Genomic DNA, 17,970 nt, shown 5'->3' with positions numbered 1-17,970 from the left:
TGATAAATACTTACATTGAGTAGGAGGATAATATGAGCAAATTATTTATTTACGCAATGGTTGTCGCTATTATAGCCGTATCATCGGTTTTGGCGATAACAATCAATGTGCCTGATGATTATGCTGCGATTCAGGCGGGCATTGATGCCTCAAGCAGCGGCGATACGGTGCTGGTTCAGCCGGGGATTTATGCAGAGCATATAAATTTTAACGGTAAAGCTATAGTTGTAAAAAGCGCCGCAGACGCTTATATGACAATAATTGAAAGAGATGTAGAAAATTTAGCTTTAGCAACATTCAATAGTCAAGAAGATACAAACTCTGTTTTGGATGGCTTCACGATTAGAAATGCTTTCGATTGCAGTGGAATTGAATGCAGCAGTTCATCTCCGGTAATTATAAATTGTATCTTTGAAGATAATTCAAACAGCAATGGAATGGGAGGAGGAATCTATTTTTGCTCTAATGCGGCTCTGATTATAAGAAATAATATATTTAGAAATAATTATGCTTCTCAAGGCGCCGGCATATTTGGCAGAAATTGCGATATTGATTACATGGCTTTGATTGATTCGAATTATTTCTACAACAATGAGGCAGGCGATAAAGGTATGGCTTTATATTTATCTGACTGCGCAGCTATTATTAGATATAATATTATGTTTGAAAATCATGCTGGATTTAAAGCCATCATTAGAATCGATCAAAGCGGCAGTATTATTGAAAACAATACTATATGTAATAATTCGGGAGGATATGGTTCCGGAGGTATTTGGGGTTATGTTCATAACCATGTTGACACTTATATAAGAAATAACATAATATTTAACAACTACGCATATGGTTTTAACACTAATAATAGCAGCAACAGTTTTCATCTTTCATATAATTGTTTTTGTAATAATAGCTGGGGCGCTCATCATAATGTTGCGCCTGAAGTTGGCAATATATATGTGGATCCATTGTTTGCAGATACTTCAGTTAATAACTATAATCTTACATCGCTCTCTCCCTGTATTGACTCTGGCGATCCATCATCTCCATTAGACCCTAACAGTACAATTGCCGATATAGGAGCTTTATACTATAAAGGCTACTATGATGCCGGACATATTTCCGGTGTTATTACCAATTCCTTGGGCGAGGTTATTGAAGGCGTACAAGTTGAAGCGGTTAACTATGATGTTAACGATACAACTGATATAAACGGCAAATATTTTTTGGAATATCTTAATGCGCCAGCCGCTTATAATTTACTGTTATCACATCCGTGCTATTATGACACAACTATTACTAATGTGCTCGTTTTAGAAAATGACACAACTGAATATAATTTGACTTACAGAACTCCTTGTGTAATCTCCGGAGTTATTACTAATTCTGATTTGGAATTGATAGAAGGCGTTTATGTTGAAGTTGAAGATAGACCTGATATTAATGACACAACAAACATTTATGGTGAATATCAGCTTGATTATTTAGATTCTGGCACATATACAATACTCTATTCCAACCCCAATTATTGCGATACAAATATCGCTGATATTTCTTTAAGCTATGGTGATACATTAGAAATTGATGTTGTTCTAACTATTGGTACAAATGTATTAACCGGAAATATAATAAATTTATTATCATCAAGTCCGCTTGACAGCGTAACTATTACTACTTTGGACATTACATCATTAACTGCTTATACTGATATCAATGGTAACTATACACTGCCCTTAGTTTGTGAAGGTATCCATGATATCTTTTTCTCTAAACCTGGTTTTAACGATATTGTTATTACCGGTATAGAGGTTGAGGCAAACGACACGGTAACTCTCGATGCAGCAATGGTACCATTGGCTGAGGATTCACTTTATATCTGGGTAGGTGGATATTTCGGCGAAAACAGCTGGTATGATACTATTCACACGGCTCCCAATACTTGGTTCGATATTCCTATTTACTTTATGGGAGGTGCTCCCGATATTTATGCAGCGAGTTTATGTTTTCCTATGGGAATTAATTTAAGCTATGTCGATTCTTTCAATCCGGCGGATTGCCAGTATTTTTATCCCTTCACTACTTGGGATGATGCGAGTTTTGGTAATGAAAATAGTAATCCGCCTCTTTCCGAAGGTTGGCGCAGTTTGTCATTTGTAGGTTTCGGACTGGATTATTTTGATTATGGACATTGGGAAATGCCTACATTAGGTTTATCTTTTAGAGTTCACTTTGCTGATATTGAACTTAATAATGATACAACGGTCTTTGATGCAATAGATATCGGACGCGACCTTTATCAAGAACCAAATGCCGGAGATTCAACTGGCGGTCCCGGTTATAATCTTATTGTCAACTGGTCCTGTCTGCATATTTGGCCCAAATATGAGTATCTTATGGGTGATGCTAATATGTATTTGGGAATCTGGCCGCCGCAAACTATGGGCAGTGATGTTACATACATGGTCAATTATTTCGTAGGCATACAATCAAGCCAGCCATGTTTGTTCGATGGTTTCTGGGCCTCCGCTGATATTAACGGTGATTGCATAATAATGGGTAGTGATGTAATCAAGCTGGTTAGGTATTTCAAGGGTGAAGACTTCATTTCATACTGCCCGTCTTATCCTCCGGCCTGGTTTACATCAGATGACCTGCCGGATAACCCGCCTGTGGGCTGGCCGCCCTGCGAGTAGTATAATGCAAGTTGGCATATATGGACGTATGCCAACCACAGAAACTCTTTGCTGTTAAACACGGTTTAATAAAAATAGGGCGTATGCAATACGCCCCTACGCGTTATATATATATGTAAAAACGCAAGCTGCTAAAGCTCTTCGGAAGTTTTTATTTGTATTTATTCGAATTCAATCAATGGCTGGTTTTTATCTACTGCCGCCCCGACCTCAATTTTAATATCCTTGATAGTGCCCGAATGACTGGCTTTCAGTTCGTTTTCCATTTTCATCGCCTCGACAATAATCAAGCCATCCCCCTTCCTGACCTGCTGTCCCGGCTTCACCTCTATCCTAACTATCAAACCAGGCATCGGGGCTTTAAGTATATGAGTTCTGCCGGCGCCAACACTGTTGCCCATAAGCTTCGAATAACGAGCCGTCTTTTCGCTTATCACCTCGCAATAGGCAACTCTCGAACCATGCCAGCAATAATAGGCCGAGTTTTCTTTAAATATCTCAAACTCGAAAGGCTGGTTATCCTGAAGAAGCGTTGTCATACGTCCGGAGCTTGCTTTATAATCATCAAGCTTAATAGTCCTGCCGTTAAACTTGACCTTTAAATTCTTTTGCCCCTCTATTACCTCAATCTTAAAATCTTTATCATCGACTTTGACATTGTAAATCATTTATAAACAATCCCTGTTTGCATACTTGTCTATCAAAAACATTTCGGACTTCCGGGACGACCGCTTATTTTCCAATTTTTGTTATCGGTCTTCTTAAATGATGCCGCAATATTTTTCCGTGTGTGGTCTTCTAATACCGCCGCTACGGCGATTGCCAACTGCTCTTTGTCGGTCATTTCATCCGGTTTTTCGTAGTATTCAGCAATAAAATGTGTTGAAAGTTTGCCATCAATAAAAGCCGTATTGTCGAGAATTTTTTGATGGAATGATATATTAGTGGTAACACCGGTAATTATATATTCATCCAGAGCGCGCTTCATTCTGGCGATTGCCTGATGTCTGTTTTCACCGTACGTGATTAGCTTGGCTATAAGAGGGTCGTAATAAACAGATATTTCGACTCCTTCATATACACCCGAATCGACTCTTACTCCCGGCCCTGCCGGCTCACAGTAGTGATTGATAGTTCCTACGGCAGGTAGAAAATCGACTGGGTCTTCGGCATAAATACGGCATTCGATTGCATGCCCTGATATGCTAATATCATCCTGTTTGAATGACAGCCTCTCCCCCGCCGCAATCCTGATTTGCTCTGTCGCCAAATCGCGGCCTGTGATCATCTCGGTTACCGGATGTTCTACCTGCAGACGAGTATTCATCTCCAGGAAATAATACTGCATATCGGCATCAACGAGAAACTCTACCGTTCCGGCGTTTGAATAATTGCATGCCTTAGCCGCAGCTACTGCCGCTTGGCCCATTTTATAGCGAAGTTCGTTATTGACTACCGGACTCGGTGCTTCCTCGATAACTTTCTGGTGACGGCGCTGAATCGAACATTCGCGCTCGCCGAGATAAACATAATTGCCGTGCTTATCGGCTATTATCTGTATCTCGATATGTCTTGGCTTAGGCAGGTATTTTTCAATATACATCCTGTCATCGCCGAAAGCGGTTTTAGCCTCGCTGGCAGCGCCCCGCATGGCAGATTTCATATCCTTGGGGTCGTTCACAACCCGCATCCCCTTGCCGCCTCCGCCAGCCGCCGCCTTGATAAGCACTGGGAAGCCAATCTCTTTAGCGGTATGCAATGATTCTTCCTCATCCTCGATAAGAGTTTCGGTACCGGGCACGATAGGCACGCCGGATTTTATCATAGCTGCCCGAGCGGCAAGTTTATCACCCATCATTTTGATAGCTTCCGAAGGCGGACCTATAAATTCTATACCGGCATCGACAACCGCCGCGGCAAATACCGAATTCTCAGCTAAAAATCCATACCCTGGATGAATAGCCTCAGCGCCTGATTTTTTGGCGATTTCGATAATCTTCTTTATATCAAGATATGATTCGGCAGACGGCGGAGGTCCTGCATTGTATGCCTCATCCGCTAAACGCACATGTTGGGCATACCTGTCGGCATCCGAAAATACTGCCGCCGATTTGATTCCCAGATCGCGGCAGGCTCGGATTATCCGAACCGCGATTTCTCCCCTGTTAGCAATTAGTATTTTTTTAAACATCAGCTTGTTTTACCATTCTCTTTTTGAAAACCGCTATTATATTTCCCATAAGCGAATCCGCGCCAAACAATCTTATCAATTTATACATTTGGAAGGTCAAAGTAAACAACAATTTTCTCTGGCAAAGTATATCCTCGTTTAAGATAAGCTCCTCTAAAATCAAATCCTTTTTAATTCGGTTAATATTTGCCAATGATACAACTGCAGAAGGAGTATTGATTTTATAATGAGTTTTAAATATGCCGGAGGGGTTGTCTTTGAATATCTTTTTTAGTATAACTTTTTTAATCGGGAACGGGATAAACCTTGCCGCAAAAAGAAGCGGGTTTAAAACATTCGTTGTCTGCATGATGAAAGTTCCGCCCGGCTTCATCACCCGTACAACCTCCGTGAAGGCTTTTTGGGGATATTCCAGATGCTCGAAAGTATAGCGGCTGGTTATGAAATCGAATGTGTTGTCCGCTAAGGGAATATTATATATTGAGGCTACACAGTAAGCGCTTTTTAAATCCGTGAAACATTTCTCCGGTTTTTCAACATCAAGTCCTACTCCAAATTCAGCTCCCGGTTGTTCCTCGATAAGAACATTAGCGCCGGCGCCGATATCGAGCCAGTAGGGTTTACGGGCGGTATGTTCAAGCATCAGGTCGGTTAAAATTTCCCAGCTGAAGCGATAGTTCGGGAATTTCTGTTTTATTTTGGGCAGATATTTTTCAAATTCGTACATCGTTGGTCCTGTATTCTTAAAAAGTATATCATCATCTTCTTATCATTATAATATATTTTATTGTAGCGCAACTAAATTATGAATGAGATAATCCCCTAAGCTTATTAGAAGTTCGGTTGCCAGAGCTGTCGGAAGTAATTTCCGACAGCACAAAGTGTGAATAATCAAACCACAAAATCCAGGCTTAAAGGCCATTAACTACATTTATACGAATAAATCTATTGTTCTTTTAGCGTTTTGAGATTATATAAATAAGGTTTTAGGTTTTAGCTTTGGCGATTAAACAGGGTCAGAATATGCGGAAAAATAATACCGGACTCAAAGGCGAGCAATTCTCTTCAATCCTGAACAGTATCACGGATGGTGTTTTCACTATTGATAAAAACTGGCAAATAACCTCCTTTAATAATGCCGCTCAACAAATAACCGGCGTTTCAGAGGAGGAAGCTATCGGCTCATCCTGTTGTGATGTTTTCAAAGCCAGCATCTGTGAAACCGATTGCGCGCTTCGTCAAACGATAGAAACCGAAAAACCGATAGTTAATAAGTTGATTTTTATAATAAACTCCAGCGGAGAAAAGATACCTATCAGCATCTCAACAGCGCTTCTAAAAGATAATGATGGAAAAATCATTGGCGGCGTAGAAACATTTCGCGACCTCAGTATGGTAGAACAGCTTCGCAAAGAACTTCAGGGGAAATACACATTTGAAGACATTATCGGCAAAAGCCCTCAAATGAAGCGAATCTTTGATATATTGCCAGCCGCCGCCAAAAGCGATAGTACTATATTAATTCAAGGCGAAAGCGGCACCGGCAAAGAATTAGCGGCAGCAGCCTGTCATAATTTAAGCGACCGCCGGAAAAATCCGTTTATAATAGTAAATTGCGGGGCAATACCCGATACACTATTGGAATCGGAGCTGTTTGGCTATAAGGCTGGCGCTTTCACGGACGCTAAAAAAGATAAACCGGGACGATTTGCGTTGGCCGATAAAGGAACAATCTTTTTAGATGAAATCGGTGATATAACCCCCGCTCTGCAGGTAAAACTTCTGAGGACGCTTCAAGATAAAACCTACGAACCTTTAGGCAGCGTTCAACCTCAAAAATCGGAGGCCAGAGTAATTGCAGCGGCTAATAAAAATTTGTCGAAATTAGTCGAGGAAGGCAAATTCCGGCAAGATTTATATTATCGCTTAAATGTTGTTAAAATCGAGCTTCCCCCATTAAGGCAGCGTAAAGAGGATATTCCGCTTTTGGTCGATCATTTTATAAACAAATTCAATAAACTAAAAGGAAAAGAAATAATAGGCGCCTCTCCCGAAACGATGAATATTTTGATGAACTTAAACTATCCGGGTAATGTTCGTCAGTTGGAAAACATAATTGAACATGTATTCGCTCTATCAAATGAGAGTATAATCAAACCGCATCATTTGCCGGATGAAACATACAAGGGGAAAACTGTTTCAAGCAATATCAAACTTGATTCATTGGGGAATATTGAAAAGCAGTTTATATTAAACATGCTCGAAAAAAACAATTGGAATCGCAGTAAAACTGCCAAAGATATTGGCATACATAAGACTACCCTGTATAGAAAAATACAGAAACTGGGTATAAAACCCTCAAGCGCTAATAACCGCATTAAAAACAATCAATGACATTGCAATAACGCTACCTATATTTTATATACTATTGCAAATATGCAACTGATTATAATTTATTAACATCTGCAATGAATTCGCCCTAACTGCATAACTCATATTATATCATGGCGTTGCGATATTTATTATTGACTTGGCATTGTTTTTGTTTAACTTATATGCGAAAGGAGAAATAAGTTGAAAGTTGTTGTGCCGTATTGGAGACAAAGAGTATCGCCAGTTCTCGACACCGCTGAGAATTTCCTGATTACCGATATTCGGGATAGTCAAATTGCTAAGCAAAGCTCTATTAATCTATCGGGCAGATCCTTAGTCGAAAAAATTGATTATCTTAAAGACCAAAATACTACTATAATTCTATGCGGCGCATTATCGGAATACTGCAACAATATGATTTCAACAAAGGGTATCAAAGTATTTCCATGGTTGTGCGGAAATATCAATAATATAATCGAGGCTTTCATCAATGATGGTTTAAACGAGCCTAACCTGATGATGCCCGGATGCCGTGGGCGGTTTCAACGAAGACGCAGGCACAGACGAGGTTTATAAAATTTTCAGATGAGAAATAAAAGGAGAAGCTATGTTAATTGCCATTACTGCTAATTCAAATGATCCGGATAGCGAAGTTGATACTCGATTCGGTAGAGCGCAGTATTTTCATATTGTCGATACGGAAACCGATGAACTTAAAGTTATTGACAACAAGCAAAATCTGGACATGCTTCAAGGAGCCGGTATTCAGACAGCCCAGCTTTTAGCCAATCATAAAGTCGAAACGATTTTAACCGGTCATTGCGGGCCAAAAGCCTTTCAGACTCTTCAGGCCGCCAGAATTAAAGTTATTACCGGTGTTGAGGGGAAAGTTAAAGATGCTGTGAACAAATTCAAGGAAGGGCAATATAAAAAATCAAATTCACCTGATGTTCAATCGCATTGGGAATAAAATACTCAGAAAGGAGTGTGTAATATGCCAGGAGGAGATAGAACAGGACCATCAGGAGCTGGTCCGCGAACGGGTCGTGCAGCTGGTTTTTGTACTGGCAGCGGCATGCCCGGTTATGCCAACAGAGGTTTCGGCGGCGGCGGATACGGCCGCGGCTTTGGTATGGGATACGGCAGAGGCTTAGGTAGAGGTTTCAGAGGTGGTGGTCGCGGCGGCGGCTGGTATAGAATGCCGTTTATGGCAGAAGGACCATACGTACAGCCATATGAACAACCTTACTACCCTCATGTTTCGGCTGTTGATGAAGTCAAAGAATTAAAGTCGCAGGAAAAGTATTTTTCTACGATGCTTAAAGACCTTCGCAGTAGAATTGAAGGTCTCGAAAGTAAAAAAAGTTCCCAAAACGAAAAATGATGACTTCAGAACAATTTAAACATTTAATTAAGGAGGATTTTTAATGCCAAGTAATAGAGGAGGTGGTCGCGGCCAAGGCGGCGGCACTGGTCGCGGCCAAGGCGGCGGCACCGGTCGCGGCCAAGGCGGCGGCATAGGACGCGGTCAGGGCGGCCGCGGTCGTCAAGGTGGAGCAGGGATAGGACCGGGCGGACAATGCGTATGTCCAAGTTGCGGGAACACTGCTCAGCATCAGCTCGGCATTCCCTGTACCCAGCAAAAATGCCCTCAATGCGGCGCATTAATGACCAGGCAAGGATAGAGTTTGAAAGTAGCAATAGCCAGCGGGAAAGGCGGCACAGGGAAAACAACTATCGCAGTCAATTTAGCCAGCTTGATAGTTAAAAATTCTAAGCAGGTTTGCTATGCCGACTGTGATGTGGAAGAACCAAATGGCCATTTATTTCTGAATCCGATTATAGACAGGCAATGGCCTGCCGTCATTCCCATACCGGTAGTGGATGAAAAACTTTGTGATGCCTGCGGCAAGTGCAAAGATATTTGCGAATTCAGCGCCATTACTGTAATTGTGGATAAGGTTCTGGTTTTCCCTGAGTTGTGTCATGGCTGCGGAGGCTGCGAGTTAGTATGTCCTCCCAAAGCCATTACAGAATCTCCCCGTGAAATAGGCGTGGTTATGATAGGTCATAAAGGAAATTTGCAGTATGTTTCAGGCAAGCTAAATATTGGCGAACCATCGGCAGCGCCGGTAATACGAGATGTGAAAAAAGCATTCGCTGAATATCAGGATGTTATAATTGATGCTCCGCCGGGTACCGCATGTCCGATGGTAGAAACTGTTAGCGATGCCGATTATGTGTTTTTGGTAACCGAACCAACTCCTTTCGGCTTAAATGATTTAAGTTTGGCGGTTGAAACGGTGCGCAAACTCGATATCCCTTATTCGGTGATAATCAACCGAGCCGGCAGCGGCGACAACAAAGTGCAGGAATACTGCCAACGGGAGAATATCCCGATTACTGCCGAAATTCCAGATGACCGCAGGATAGCGGAGTCTTATTCTAAGGGTAAGATTATTTATGAAGCCTTGCCGGAATATAAAATATATTTTGAGAATATTATCAATGAAATAACTAAGTGGCAGAAAAATATCGAAAGGGTTACTAAATGAAAATTGCAATACCTGTAGCGGATGGTAAATTATGCGCTCATTTTGGACATTGTCAGAATTTTACCGTTATAGAGGTTGATTCGGAGAGCAATAAAATAATCAATAAAACCGAGCTTACACCTCCTGCTCATGAACCGGGAGTATTACCACAATGGCTTTCGGAGAAAGGCGTAACTTTGATAATTGCCAGCGGTATGGGCATGCGCGCTCAGCAGTTTTTCAATCAATTTAATATCAAAGTTATAGTTGGCGCCAACCCTGATACTCCGGATAAGATTGTAGCGGATTTTTTAAGCGGTATTCTAACAACAGGCGACAATATTTGCGATCATTAAAGCAGATATAGAAAGACCTTGAATACATGAAAGAGATTGTAGTTATCAGCGGCAAAGGCGGCACCGGCAAAACAAGCATTACCGCTTCCTTTGCTTTTCTGGCGTCAAAATCGGTATTAGCCGATTGCGATGTCGATGCCGCTAATCTTTATTTAGTGCTGAATCCTGAAATTAAAACTAGTCAGGATTTCATGGGCGGTAAATTAGCTAAGATTGACCCCGATTTATGTACAGGTTGTGGTATCTGCGATGACCTCTGCCGGTATAATGCTATTTCATATCAAAAACGCCAAGATGAACCCAATTCAATGGTTTACAAGATTAATCCTATTGCCTGTGAGGGTTGTGGTGTTTGCCCATATTTCTGCCCTGAATTAGCAATAGAATTCAACCAGCATAAAAACGGGGAATTATTTTTATCAGATACTCGTTTTGGGCCGATGGTTCATGCCAAACTCGGTATCGCCGAAGAAAATTCAGGGAAATTAGTTTCTCAAATTCGACAGCATGCTAAAGAAATCGCAAAAAAAGATGGGCTGGATTACATCATCTCTGATGGGCCTCCGGGTATTGGCTGTCCGGTAATATCATCGATAACCGGCGCCGATATTGTCTTGATTGTTACTGAGCCGACTATTGCCGGATTGAGCGATCTTCAAAGAGTAAATAAGCTTGCTAAGCATTTCAATATTCCGGCGACTGTCTGCATTAATAAATGGGATATTAACCCATCTGTCTCAAAGGAGATAAGCGACTACTGCAGCGAACAAAAGATAAAGATACTGGGAAATATCCGCTATGACAATGCTTTTACAGCGGCTCAGATTAAAGGCATAACCATACCTGAGTACACAACGGGCAGCTTGACAGATGAGATAAAGCTTATGTGGGATAATCTTATTGGAGAATTAGCATTAATATAGATTTTGCATTAAGGACGTTTAATCTGAAATAGTTGAGAGAAACTGTTATATCTTATAGATTTCGTTTGGAAGCTGTATTTCCCAAGTGATTACTTTTTTGCCAGCGCTCTTTGAATAATATTTTTAATCTTGTTCATTTCAAACGGCTTGGCAATAACTTCATCAAGTTTACTTTCAGCAACCATCTCATCGGTTATCTGGTTACCCCAACCTGATATCATCACCACAGGCACTTCCGGTTTCAATGATTTGCATATCCGGGTAACCTCCCATCCGCTGATGCCAGGCATGCCAAGGTCGGTTAATACGATATCGAAATCTTTGGTTTTGAAATATTCAACTCCTTCTTCGCCTGTTGATGCTTTTGTCGCAGTATGACCGAGGAATTCAAGTATATCGCCAAGCACATCAAGGATATTATCATCATCATCAATAACAAGAACATTCGCCTTAATATCGCTTATTGCTTCCCTGGTATCTTCAACTTTAGTTTTGGTTTGTAATTCTTCGATGGTTTTAAACGATATATTAAAAACTGTCCCCCGATTGACTTTAGAGGCAACATCGATTTCGCCTTTATGCCGGCTGATAATGCCGTAAACAACCGCCAATCCCATACCGGTTCCCTGATTGCCCTTGGTTGTATAGAACGGGAAAAATACTCTGTTCAAAGTTTTCTCCGACATGCCTGCGCCATTATCGCTGATTTTTACAACCGCTCGGTCATCTTGCATAAATGTTTCGATTTGGATAACGCCTTTTTCGGTTATCGCATCAACACCATTCAATATAATATTAGAAATAGCCTCAACTAAGTCGGCTCGATTTCCCATAATTGGCATAAGCTTGCCGTGTTTGAAAGTCAAGTCGATGATTATTTCCTTGTGCTGGCTCTCATCTTTCCATCGCGGCTTTGTTAGCTTAATAGCATCCTCCACAACTTCGTTCAATTCTACCTGCTCTAACTGGCTGGTACTGTATACTCGAGTGAAGTTTTGCAGTTTCTGAACAGTATCAGCACCTTTGATAGAAACTTCTTCGATTTGTTTAAGCTGATCTAGCCATCTGCTATTATCAATTTCACGCATCAATAATTGCGTTCTTCCCAGAACAGTACCAAGCACATTATTAAAATCATGAGCCACACCGCCAGCCATTTCACCCAATGCCCTGAGCTTCTCTGTCATTATTAATTGTTCCTGAGTATTTGACAGCTCTTTATAAGCTTTGTCGAGACTCTCGTAAAGCTTGGCATTTTTTATGGCGTCCGCGACCTGACGGGCAAAAATAGTAAGTATGTCAAGATCATCCCGAACGAATTGTTTGCACTTGGTTGAGCGCAGCGTTATCGCTCCTAAAACCTCCCCCGACCAAGTTAGCGGTACGCTGATAAGCGATTCGGGTTCATCCTCAGGAGTTCCGGGCACATGATATGAGCGCGAGTCAGTTTCGGAATGATTTGATATAATTCCCTTACCGGTTTTCGCCGCCAAACCAGTAATCCCCTCGCCTATATTCAGAGTAATTTGCGATATTTTATCCTCATATTCAGTATCGATGGTAATTAACGGCATAAGCAAGTCCGTTTTTTTATCAAGAGTAAAAATTGTGCCGCCATCAGCCCCGACAATTTTCATTGACAAATTAACGGCTTTTTCTAAGACATCAGTATAGTTTAAGGATGAGTAAATCGATGTAGATAGGTCAAGTAAAGCGGCTAATTTGGCGTTGAGTTCCTGGCTTTTTCGTTCTTTAAAAACAAGCATTAGCGACATCGATACCTGTTTGACAATATGTGTTGCATTTTCAATAAAGCTTTTTTCAAAATCCGGCGGTTGGGTTTGCCAGCACCATACTAAAAAGCCTCCTCCAATATTCGCAAGCTCGTATGGAACCATTAGAACTTTCCGGCATTGCAGGCTTTCGGATAATATTTCGCAGATAGGATTCCTGCTATAAGAATCATCGTCTGCGCATAGATATTTTAGGCTGTTCTGCCAACATAATTCCCAAGCGTTTAGTGCTGTTTTTTCAATGTCTTCTTCAAGTTGAGCCAGATTATTGATTTCCTTGCTTAACAACAACTCATATCGATTAAAATTATTATCGATAATAATAAGAGCAAAATAATCAGCATCCAAATTTTGATTTGGGTTCGATACTATTGCTTTGAATATAGGCGAAACAAGAATGCTATTAAACTCTAAGGACATTTTTATACCTTATAATTGCTCTTTGAATTAGCTGCTGCACTTGCTCAATTTTAAATGGCTTTAGCAGCACTTCTGTTAATCCTCTTGATGTAATTTCTTCTTTATCGATTTCTTTTTGCCATCCTGTCATTGGGATTATCAGGGAATCAGGCGAATAATATTTTGCTTTATCGATTACTTTCCAGCCATCTTCATCAGGCAAACCCAGATCGGTTAAAACCATGTCGAAAGGACGTTCCATTAATATTCTATTTGCCTCGTTATAACTTCCTGCAGTATACACATCCCCGCTTATTTCTATAATGATATCATGAAGTACATTCCGAAGATTAACATCATCCTCTACTATGAGAACAGATATTTTGGCTTGAGTATGAGCATCCTGCTGACATGGAATAGTTATTTGAAATGTCGTTCCCTTGCCAGGAGCGCTATTAACGATAATCTCGCCTTTATAACGGGTTATTATCGTATACACAATCGATAAACCAAGACCGGTTCCCATTTTCCCTTTAGTTGTATAATACGGATCAAATATCATCTTAACTGTTTGTTCGTTCATTCCCGACCCGTTGTCGCTAAAATAAATAACAGCCTTATCTGATTCCATCAGAACTTTTATTTCAATAACTCCATCTGTCTCAATAGCCTCAACGGCATTTAGCAAAAGATTTGAAAACACTCTTACCATTTCATGGCGATTAGCTCTAATAATTGGTTCTGTCTTGAATTTTGTTTTGATAGTTATGTTTTTACCGGCGTCTTTATTCTCCCACTTGGGCCTTGTCATCTCAATAGTATCATTAATTATTTCTCTGAGATTTATATAGACGAGTTGTGATTTAATTCTGTTATGAGTAGATTCGTTAATTCGGGAAATAATTTCAATGCCGTCAAAAGCAGATTTTTCGATAGTCTCAAGACCTTTAACTAAAACATCATTAGAAATATTTTTAGCTCCTTCATTTATCTTAAGCAGTATCTGCGCCCGCCCCATAATAGCGGAAAGAATATTTTTAAAATCATGGGCAATACCGGCAGCTACTTCTCCAAGAGCTTTAAATTTTTCATCTTGGATTAGTCTTTCACGAGTCTCCACAAGGCTTCTATATGCTTTTTTAATGTTGCTGTGAATTGATGCATTTGTTGCGGCAGCATCCAGAACTTGCAAGATATCCTTAAGCATAAAATCATCATGTGAATTGAAACCATCCGGATTAGAACTGCCTACAAGCAGGAATCCTCTGGCTTTAATGTCGCCGCCAATTGGAGAAACGGCGGCATTAGTTATATTCATTTTATTAAAATACGCCCTTAAAGATGGAGCTAACTCAAGTTTATTTATGCGGTAATAAACAGGAGCAGGTTTGCCGATAGATTTCCTAAGATATTTTTCCATGCTTTTAATATCAGGCAATTTCCATTTGCTTTCCCAAGGCTCCATATCATCAGTAAAAACTACAGCAGCCCAATGGAATCCGGCAATTTCTGTTAGCGAACTGATTAATTTGCTAAACAATTCATCAATATCAAGAGTAGAGGATATGTATTTTATTATACGGGTAATTTTATTCATTCGTTCCAATTGCTCTAATAATTCTATATTCTGTGGAGTGTTTATAGAAAATGATGGCGCATAGCTATTGTTTTTCAATATTTCGTTATTATCAACGACATCTTCAAAACGATCATAGTAATCTTCCGTTTGATTAGCAGTAGATTTACCAAAAGATGATGCTTCTGTTTCTGTCAACTTTGTTTTAATTGACTGTGAATTTGTTTTGGAACTTGACCTGTTAGGAATCTTAATTTTTTTTAGCGCAGTGAAAATCACCGATGTATCAAAAATTGCCGCCATCAACAAAATATAGGCTGGCATTTTTATATATCCAATACAATCGAAAGGAAACATACCATTGACATCAAACCCGGCGAAAATTTGGTTTGCGTCGGATACGAATACCCATTGCATTATTACGGAAGTATATAGTTCTATAAAAGCTGTCATAAAATATTATGTTACCGTTCCAGAATAGTCTCAATCGATTCTTTCGCTTCTGCAAATTGACTGGATAATTTATGGATTTTAACAGCGTTTTTGTTTATCGAGCTTATGTATTTGTCCAATTCTTTTTTATTCGCAAGGGGCATCGTTTTCAGATATTCACAGGATGCCATTATACCCGCTAAGGGACCGTTAATCCGGCTGTTAAAACCGGTAATCATTCTAAATACATCAGCCTGATTTTGCATTTCATTAAGACGCTTATTGGCTATTCTATTTGAATTTGCAAGGATGTTTCTTGTTGCAATATTCTCTTTTTGCCAGAGATACATCGATATTATATTAGTCAGCATAACCGCAAATACCATCGTCTCAGAGTCGAAACGATTGCGGTTGGCTTTGCGGCTCTCCCCTATCGTAACAACTCCGACAGATTTGCTGTCTACAATTATCGGGATTATCATACATTGGGAAATGCCTTCTGGAAGAAGCAGTTTTGATTCGAGTTCGGAGAATATTTGCTTATCTTCCTTATGCCCGACAATTATCGGCTTGCCCTGAGCAATAGCTTTTTTATGAGTATACAGCTCGGCGGCAGGTATACTGGCGATTGTTCTTTCATCCCACACCATTTCCCGTCTTTGATAAATTGCGGCCGTGTGAAATGTTTTCCTATCATTATCCAAAAGCATAATTCGGCAGAATGTACTTGGTGTATTCTCTGTAATTATTTTAGCTATTTCACGATAAATTTCGTCGGAATATTCCTGATCAAGCGCAGCTTCCAGCGAATATTTTACAGCTCCGATTTTTCTAAATGTTTCTGCCGATAGATCAGCATTAAGTTCCTCTAATACGGAGCCTGATATTACCGAAGCAAAAGCATCAAGCGCAATCATATCTTTATTGTTGAATTTATGAGCGGAGTTAACCGAAAGGCTCAGCACGCCAATTGTTTTCCCGCCAATCACCACCGGAGTATAAAGCATATCCATGATACCGGGAGTTTTATACTCAGCGTTTATCAATTTCTCGTTATCGGGCAGAGTTAAGCCTCGATTATTTTGCATAACCCATCTTACCGGATGAAAATTATCTTTACTGTAATAACCTTTTTCTATGATTACTTTTCCGCCGTTTTGAAGATTAAAATCGAGCAGATGCGGGGCGCCGTTGCCGTAGAGATAAAGGTTAATCGTATTGAAAGTCATATACTGTTTAAATAACTTGGCCAATCTGATAACCCGGCTGTTAAGATTATCTTCAGACCGGGCTGTTTTTAGCATAACCGATATGAAATCGCTGAAAGATTTATGCAGATTAATAGACCTCTGCAAACCAGACCTGTAAAATGCTAACCCAAGATTAACGCAGAAAGCTTCAAATATCTGTAATTCCTCCTGGGAAAATACGCGTGGATGATTAGTGTATATTGTTAATACACCAACTTTTTTAATACCAAAATCTACCGGCATAGCCAAAGCGTCAACAACAAGACCTTCTACTGTCTCGATTATTATATCCTTATGAATTTTAATGTTTTCATCTGCTTGATAAATCTCGCCGGTTTGAAATACTTTATCATACAAGCTGTTTTCCACTGCACCGATAAATTTCTTGGATTCATCAGTTAAGCCAACCGAGGCAAAAAGTGAAAGCCTGTTATCCTTACCCAAAACATGAAGCGATGCAGCTTGGAAACCATAAGTGTCAATTACGGAAGCGGCAATTTTACTAAATGTTGAAGGCGAAGCGTCGCCGTATGCCGAAACCCTTGATATCGATTCGTATAATTTAACGCTTTTATTTTTTTTCTGAAGACGGCTTGAAACCGAAAACAGATACGGCAGCCATAACGACATACCCCAGATAAGCATTGTCCAACCGCCGATATAGCCGATGACCGACTCGAAAACAAAAAATATAATCGACTTGCTGTAACCGGCGCCGAATATGCCCATATAACCTGCCAAACCGATTAGGTTGCCAAATATCAGCAATCCGCAGCCATAAGTCATAATCCTCAAAGCCTTGGAACGATATATAAAATAGCCCGATTTAATTTTTGCGAAGGCTATAAAAACCGCTATCAAAGCTACCAGCCAGATTAGCTTCTGATGCACCAATACCATACTTAACTCCAGCTTTTGTTTTATTGTATTTTTATTATATTAGTCGGTATTTTTACCAATTTTGTGAGTTTTGATTTAATAAAATATAACTTTGCCCTGATAATTTATCCCGGACTTTGCAGCCATGCCCGCTGGCAGGCAGGTTGGAGTTTGATTATGGCAGTAACTATAATATAAGAAATAGCTATGAATCTATATCATTACACATTTTAGTAAAAATAACCGCCCTGAAAAGTGAATTATCAGTTAGCTGTCTTATTATTATTGCAGCCGTCAACAAACCCCTAAATCCCCTCTCAAGAGGGGGCTTTTAAATTGCAATAATTATCACTACTGTCCGGTCTTTTCAACAGAATTCTCCAATTGATATACGATAAATTAAACTTGCTTAAACCATAACCTATGAAACAATAGGCCGTCAGAATATCTTTATAAGCACCCATGTTCTATTTTTTTGCTTTGCATAATATCTCATGCCTGTCCGCCGACAGACATGAGCTATTAGCATGATCAATCTCTGGATTTCCAATCAAGTTGGGAATGACGTGGGCAGTGT

The 17,970-nt window shown here is 40.1% G+C and carries 15 protein-coding genes; 9 read left to right on the top strand and 6 right to left on the bottom strand.

The genetic code is table 11. From position 1 onward, the window contains the following. The first annotated feature begins 32 nt into the window (after positions 1 to 32). Positions 33 to 2,687: a right-handed parallel beta-helix repeat-containing protein gene (locus tag J7K40_12800; GenBank protein ID MCD6163271.1), complete on the top strand. Its 2,655-nt coding sequence runs from the start codon at positions 33 to 35 to the stop codon at positions 2,685 to 2,687. Between the two features lie 161 nt (positions 2,688 to 2,848). On the opposite strand, the gene J7K40_12795 is transcribed toward J7K40_12800, so the two are convergent. The 3 genes from J7K40_12795 to J7K40_12785 are packed head-to-tail and all read right to left on the bottom strand — an operon-like array spanning position 2,849 to position 5,605. Then, on the bottom strand, positions 2,849 to 3,355 hold the full coding sequence (locus J7K40_12795) for a biotin/lipoyl-binding protein (protein MCD6163270.1): 507 nt from the start codon (positions 3,353 to 3,355) through the stop codon (positions 2,849 to 2,851). A gap of 32 nt (positions 3,356 to 3,387) precedes the next feature. Beyond that, the gene (gene accC / locus J7K40_12790; GenBank protein ID MCD6163269.1) at positions 3,388 to 4,878 is read right to left on the bottom strand and encodes an acetyl-CoA carboxylase biotin carboxylase subunit; all 1,491 of its coding nucleotides are present in this window, start codon (positions 4,876 to 4,878) and stop codon (positions 3,388 to 3,390) included. Continuing rightward, a complete protein-coding gene (locus J7K40_12785) occupies positions 4,871 to 5,605 on the bottom strand; it encodes a class I SAM-dependent methyltransferase (protein ID MCD6163268.1) in 735 nt (244 codons plus the stop codon). The genes accC and J7K40_12785 overlap by 8 nt, the downstream gene beginning before the upstream one ends. 296 nt (positions 5,606 to 5,901) lie before the next feature. Between J7K40_12785 and J7K40_12780 the strand changes: the two genes are divergently transcribed. The 8 genes from J7K40_12780 (at position 5,902) to J7K40_12745 (ending at position 11,064) form a co-directional block, all read left to right on the top strand. After that, positions 5,902 to 7,272: a sigma 54-interacting transcriptional regulator gene (locus J7K40_12780; GenBank protein MCD6163267.1), complete on the top strand. Its 1,371-nt coding sequence runs from the start codon at positions 5,902 to 5,904 to the stop codon at positions 7,270 to 7,272. Between the two features lie 180 nt (positions 7,273 to 7,452). After that, positions 7,453 to 7,827: a hypothetical protein gene (locus J7K40_12775; protein ID MCD6163266.1), complete on the top strand. Its 375-nt coding sequence runs from the start codon at positions 7,453 to 7,455 to the stop codon at positions 7,825 to 7,827. 31 nt (positions 7,828 to 7,858) lie between these two features. After that, a complete protein-coding gene (locus tag J7K40_12770) occupies positions 7,859 to 8,221 on the top strand; it encodes a NifB/NifX family molybdenum-iron cluster-binding protein (GenBank protein MCD6163265.1) in 363 nt (120 codons plus the stop codon). Positions 8,222 to 8,245: 24 nt separating this feature from the next. After that, complete coding sequence (locus J7K40_12765) at positions 8,246 to 8,635, top strand: DUF5320 domain-containing protein (protein MCD6163264.1); 390 nt, start codon at positions 8,246 to 8,248, stop codon at positions 8,633 to 8,635. Between the two features lie 43 nt (positions 8,636 to 8,678). Further along, the gene (locus J7K40_12760; GenBank protein MCD6163263.1) at positions 8,679 to 8,936 is read left to right on the top strand and encodes a hypothetical protein; all 258 of its coding nucleotides are present in this window, start codon (positions 8,679 to 8,681) and stop codon (positions 8,934 to 8,936) included. Positions 8,937 to 8,939: 3 nt separating this feature from the next. Beyond that, positions 8,940 to 9,806: an ATP-binding protein gene (locus J7K40_12755; GenBank protein MCD6163262.1), complete on the top strand. Its 867-nt coding sequence runs from the start codon at positions 8,940 to 8,942 to the stop codon at positions 9,804 to 9,806. Next, entirely contained in the window at positions 9,803 to 10,141 is a 339-nt protein-coding gene (locus J7K40_12750; GenBank protein MCD6163261.1) for a NifB/NifX family molybdenum-iron cluster-binding protein, read from the top strand. The genes J7K40_12755 and J7K40_12750 overlap by 4 nt, the downstream gene beginning before the upstream one ends. Positions 10,142 to 10,167: 26 nt before the next feature. Continuing rightward, a complete protein-coding gene (locus J7K40_12745) occupies positions 10,168 to 11,064 on the top strand; it encodes an ATP-binding protein (GenBank protein ID MCD6163260.1) in 897 nt (298 codons plus the stop codon). Between the two features lie 89 nt (positions 11,065 to 11,153). Here J7K40_12745 and J7K40_12740 read toward each other — a convergent pair whose 3' ends face one another. The 3 genes from J7K40_12740 to J7K40_12730 are packed head-to-tail and all read right to left on the bottom strand — an operon-like array spanning position 11,154 to position 17,414. Beyond that, entirely contained in the window at positions 11,154 to 13,277 is a 2,124-nt protein-coding gene (locus tag J7K40_12740; GenBank protein MCD6163259.1) for a response regulator, read from the bottom strand. After that, the gene (locus tag J7K40_12735) at positions 13,261 to 15,285 is read right to left on the bottom strand and encodes a hybrid sensor histidine kinase/response regulator (GenBank protein ID MCD6163258.1); all 2,025 of its coding nucleotides are present in this window, start codon (positions 15,283 to 15,285) and stop codon (positions 13,261 to 13,263) included. Before J7K40_12735 ends, J7K40_12740 begins: the two co-directional genes overlap by 17 nt. Positions 15,286 to 15,296: 11 nt before the next feature. Next, positions 15,297 to 17,414 carry a GAF domain-containing protein gene (locus J7K40_12730; protein ID MCD6163257.1) on the bottom strand — a complete coding sequence of 706 codons (2,118 nt, stop codon included), beginning with the start codon at positions 17,412 to 17,414 and terminating at the stop codon, positions 15,297 to 15,299. Positions 17,415 to 17,970: the final 556 nt, after the last annotated feature.

The organism is Candidatus Zixiibacteriota bacterium, assembly GCA_021159005.1.
GTDB lineage: Bacteria > Zixibacteria > MSB-5A5 > UBA10806 > 4484-95 > JAGGSN01.
Note: the sequence above shows the minus strand (reverse complement) of the source record. Positions and strands in the feature narration are given on the sequence as shown.

Bases quoted from the DNA above. Each gene is read 5' to 3' on its own strand.
- J7K40_12765 (MCD6163264.1), top strand. From the start codon at position 8,246: ATGCCAGGAGGAGATAGAACAGGACCATCAGGAGCTGGTCCGCGAACG.
- J7K40_12735 (MCD6163258.1), bottom strand. From the start codon at position 15,285: ATGACAGCTTTTATAGAACTATATACTTCCGTAATAATGCAATGGGTA.
- J7K40_12740 (MCD6163259.1), bottom strand. From the start codon at position 13,277: ATGTCCTTAGAGTTTAATAGCATTCTTGTTTCGCCTATATTCAAAGCA.
- J7K40_12800 (MCD6163271.1), top strand. From the start codon at position 33: ATGAGCAAATTATTTATTTACGCAATGGTTGTCGCTATTATAGCCGTA.
- J7K40_12785 (MCD6163268.1), bottom strand. From the start codon at position 5,605: ATGTACGAATTTGAAAAATATCTGCCCAAAATAAAACAGAAATTCCCG.
- J7K40_12760 (MCD6163263.1), top strand. From the start codon at position 8,679: ATGCCAAGTAATAGAGGAGGTGGTCGCGGCCAAGGCGGCGGCACTGGT.
- J7K40_12795 (MCD6163270.1), bottom strand. From the start codon at position 3,355: ATGATTTACAATGTCAAAGTCGATGATAAAGATTTTAAGATTGAGGTA.
- J7K40_12745 (MCD6163260.1), top strand. From the start codon at position 10,168: ATGAAAGAGATTGTAGTTATCAGCGGCAAAGGCGGCACCGGCAAAACA.
- accC (MCD6163269.1), bottom strand. From the start codon at position 4,878: ATGTTTAAAAAAATACTAATTGCTAACAGGGGAGAAATCGCGGTTCGG.
- J7K40_12780 (MCD6163267.1), top strand. From the start codon at position 5,902: ATGCGGAAAAATAATACCGGACTCAAAGGCGAGCAATTCTCTTCAATC.
- J7K40_12770 (MCD6163265.1), top strand. From the start codon at position 7,859: ATGTTAATTGCCATTACTGCTAATTCAAATGATCCGGATAGCGAAGTT.
- J7K40_12730 (MCD6163257.1), bottom strand. From the start codon at position 17,414: ATGGTATTGGTGCATCAGAAGCTAATCTGGCTGGTAGCTTTGATAGCG.
- J7K40_12750 (MCD6163261.1), top strand. From the start codon at position 9,803: ATGAAAATTGCAATACCTGTAGCGGATGGTAAATTATGCGCTCATTTT.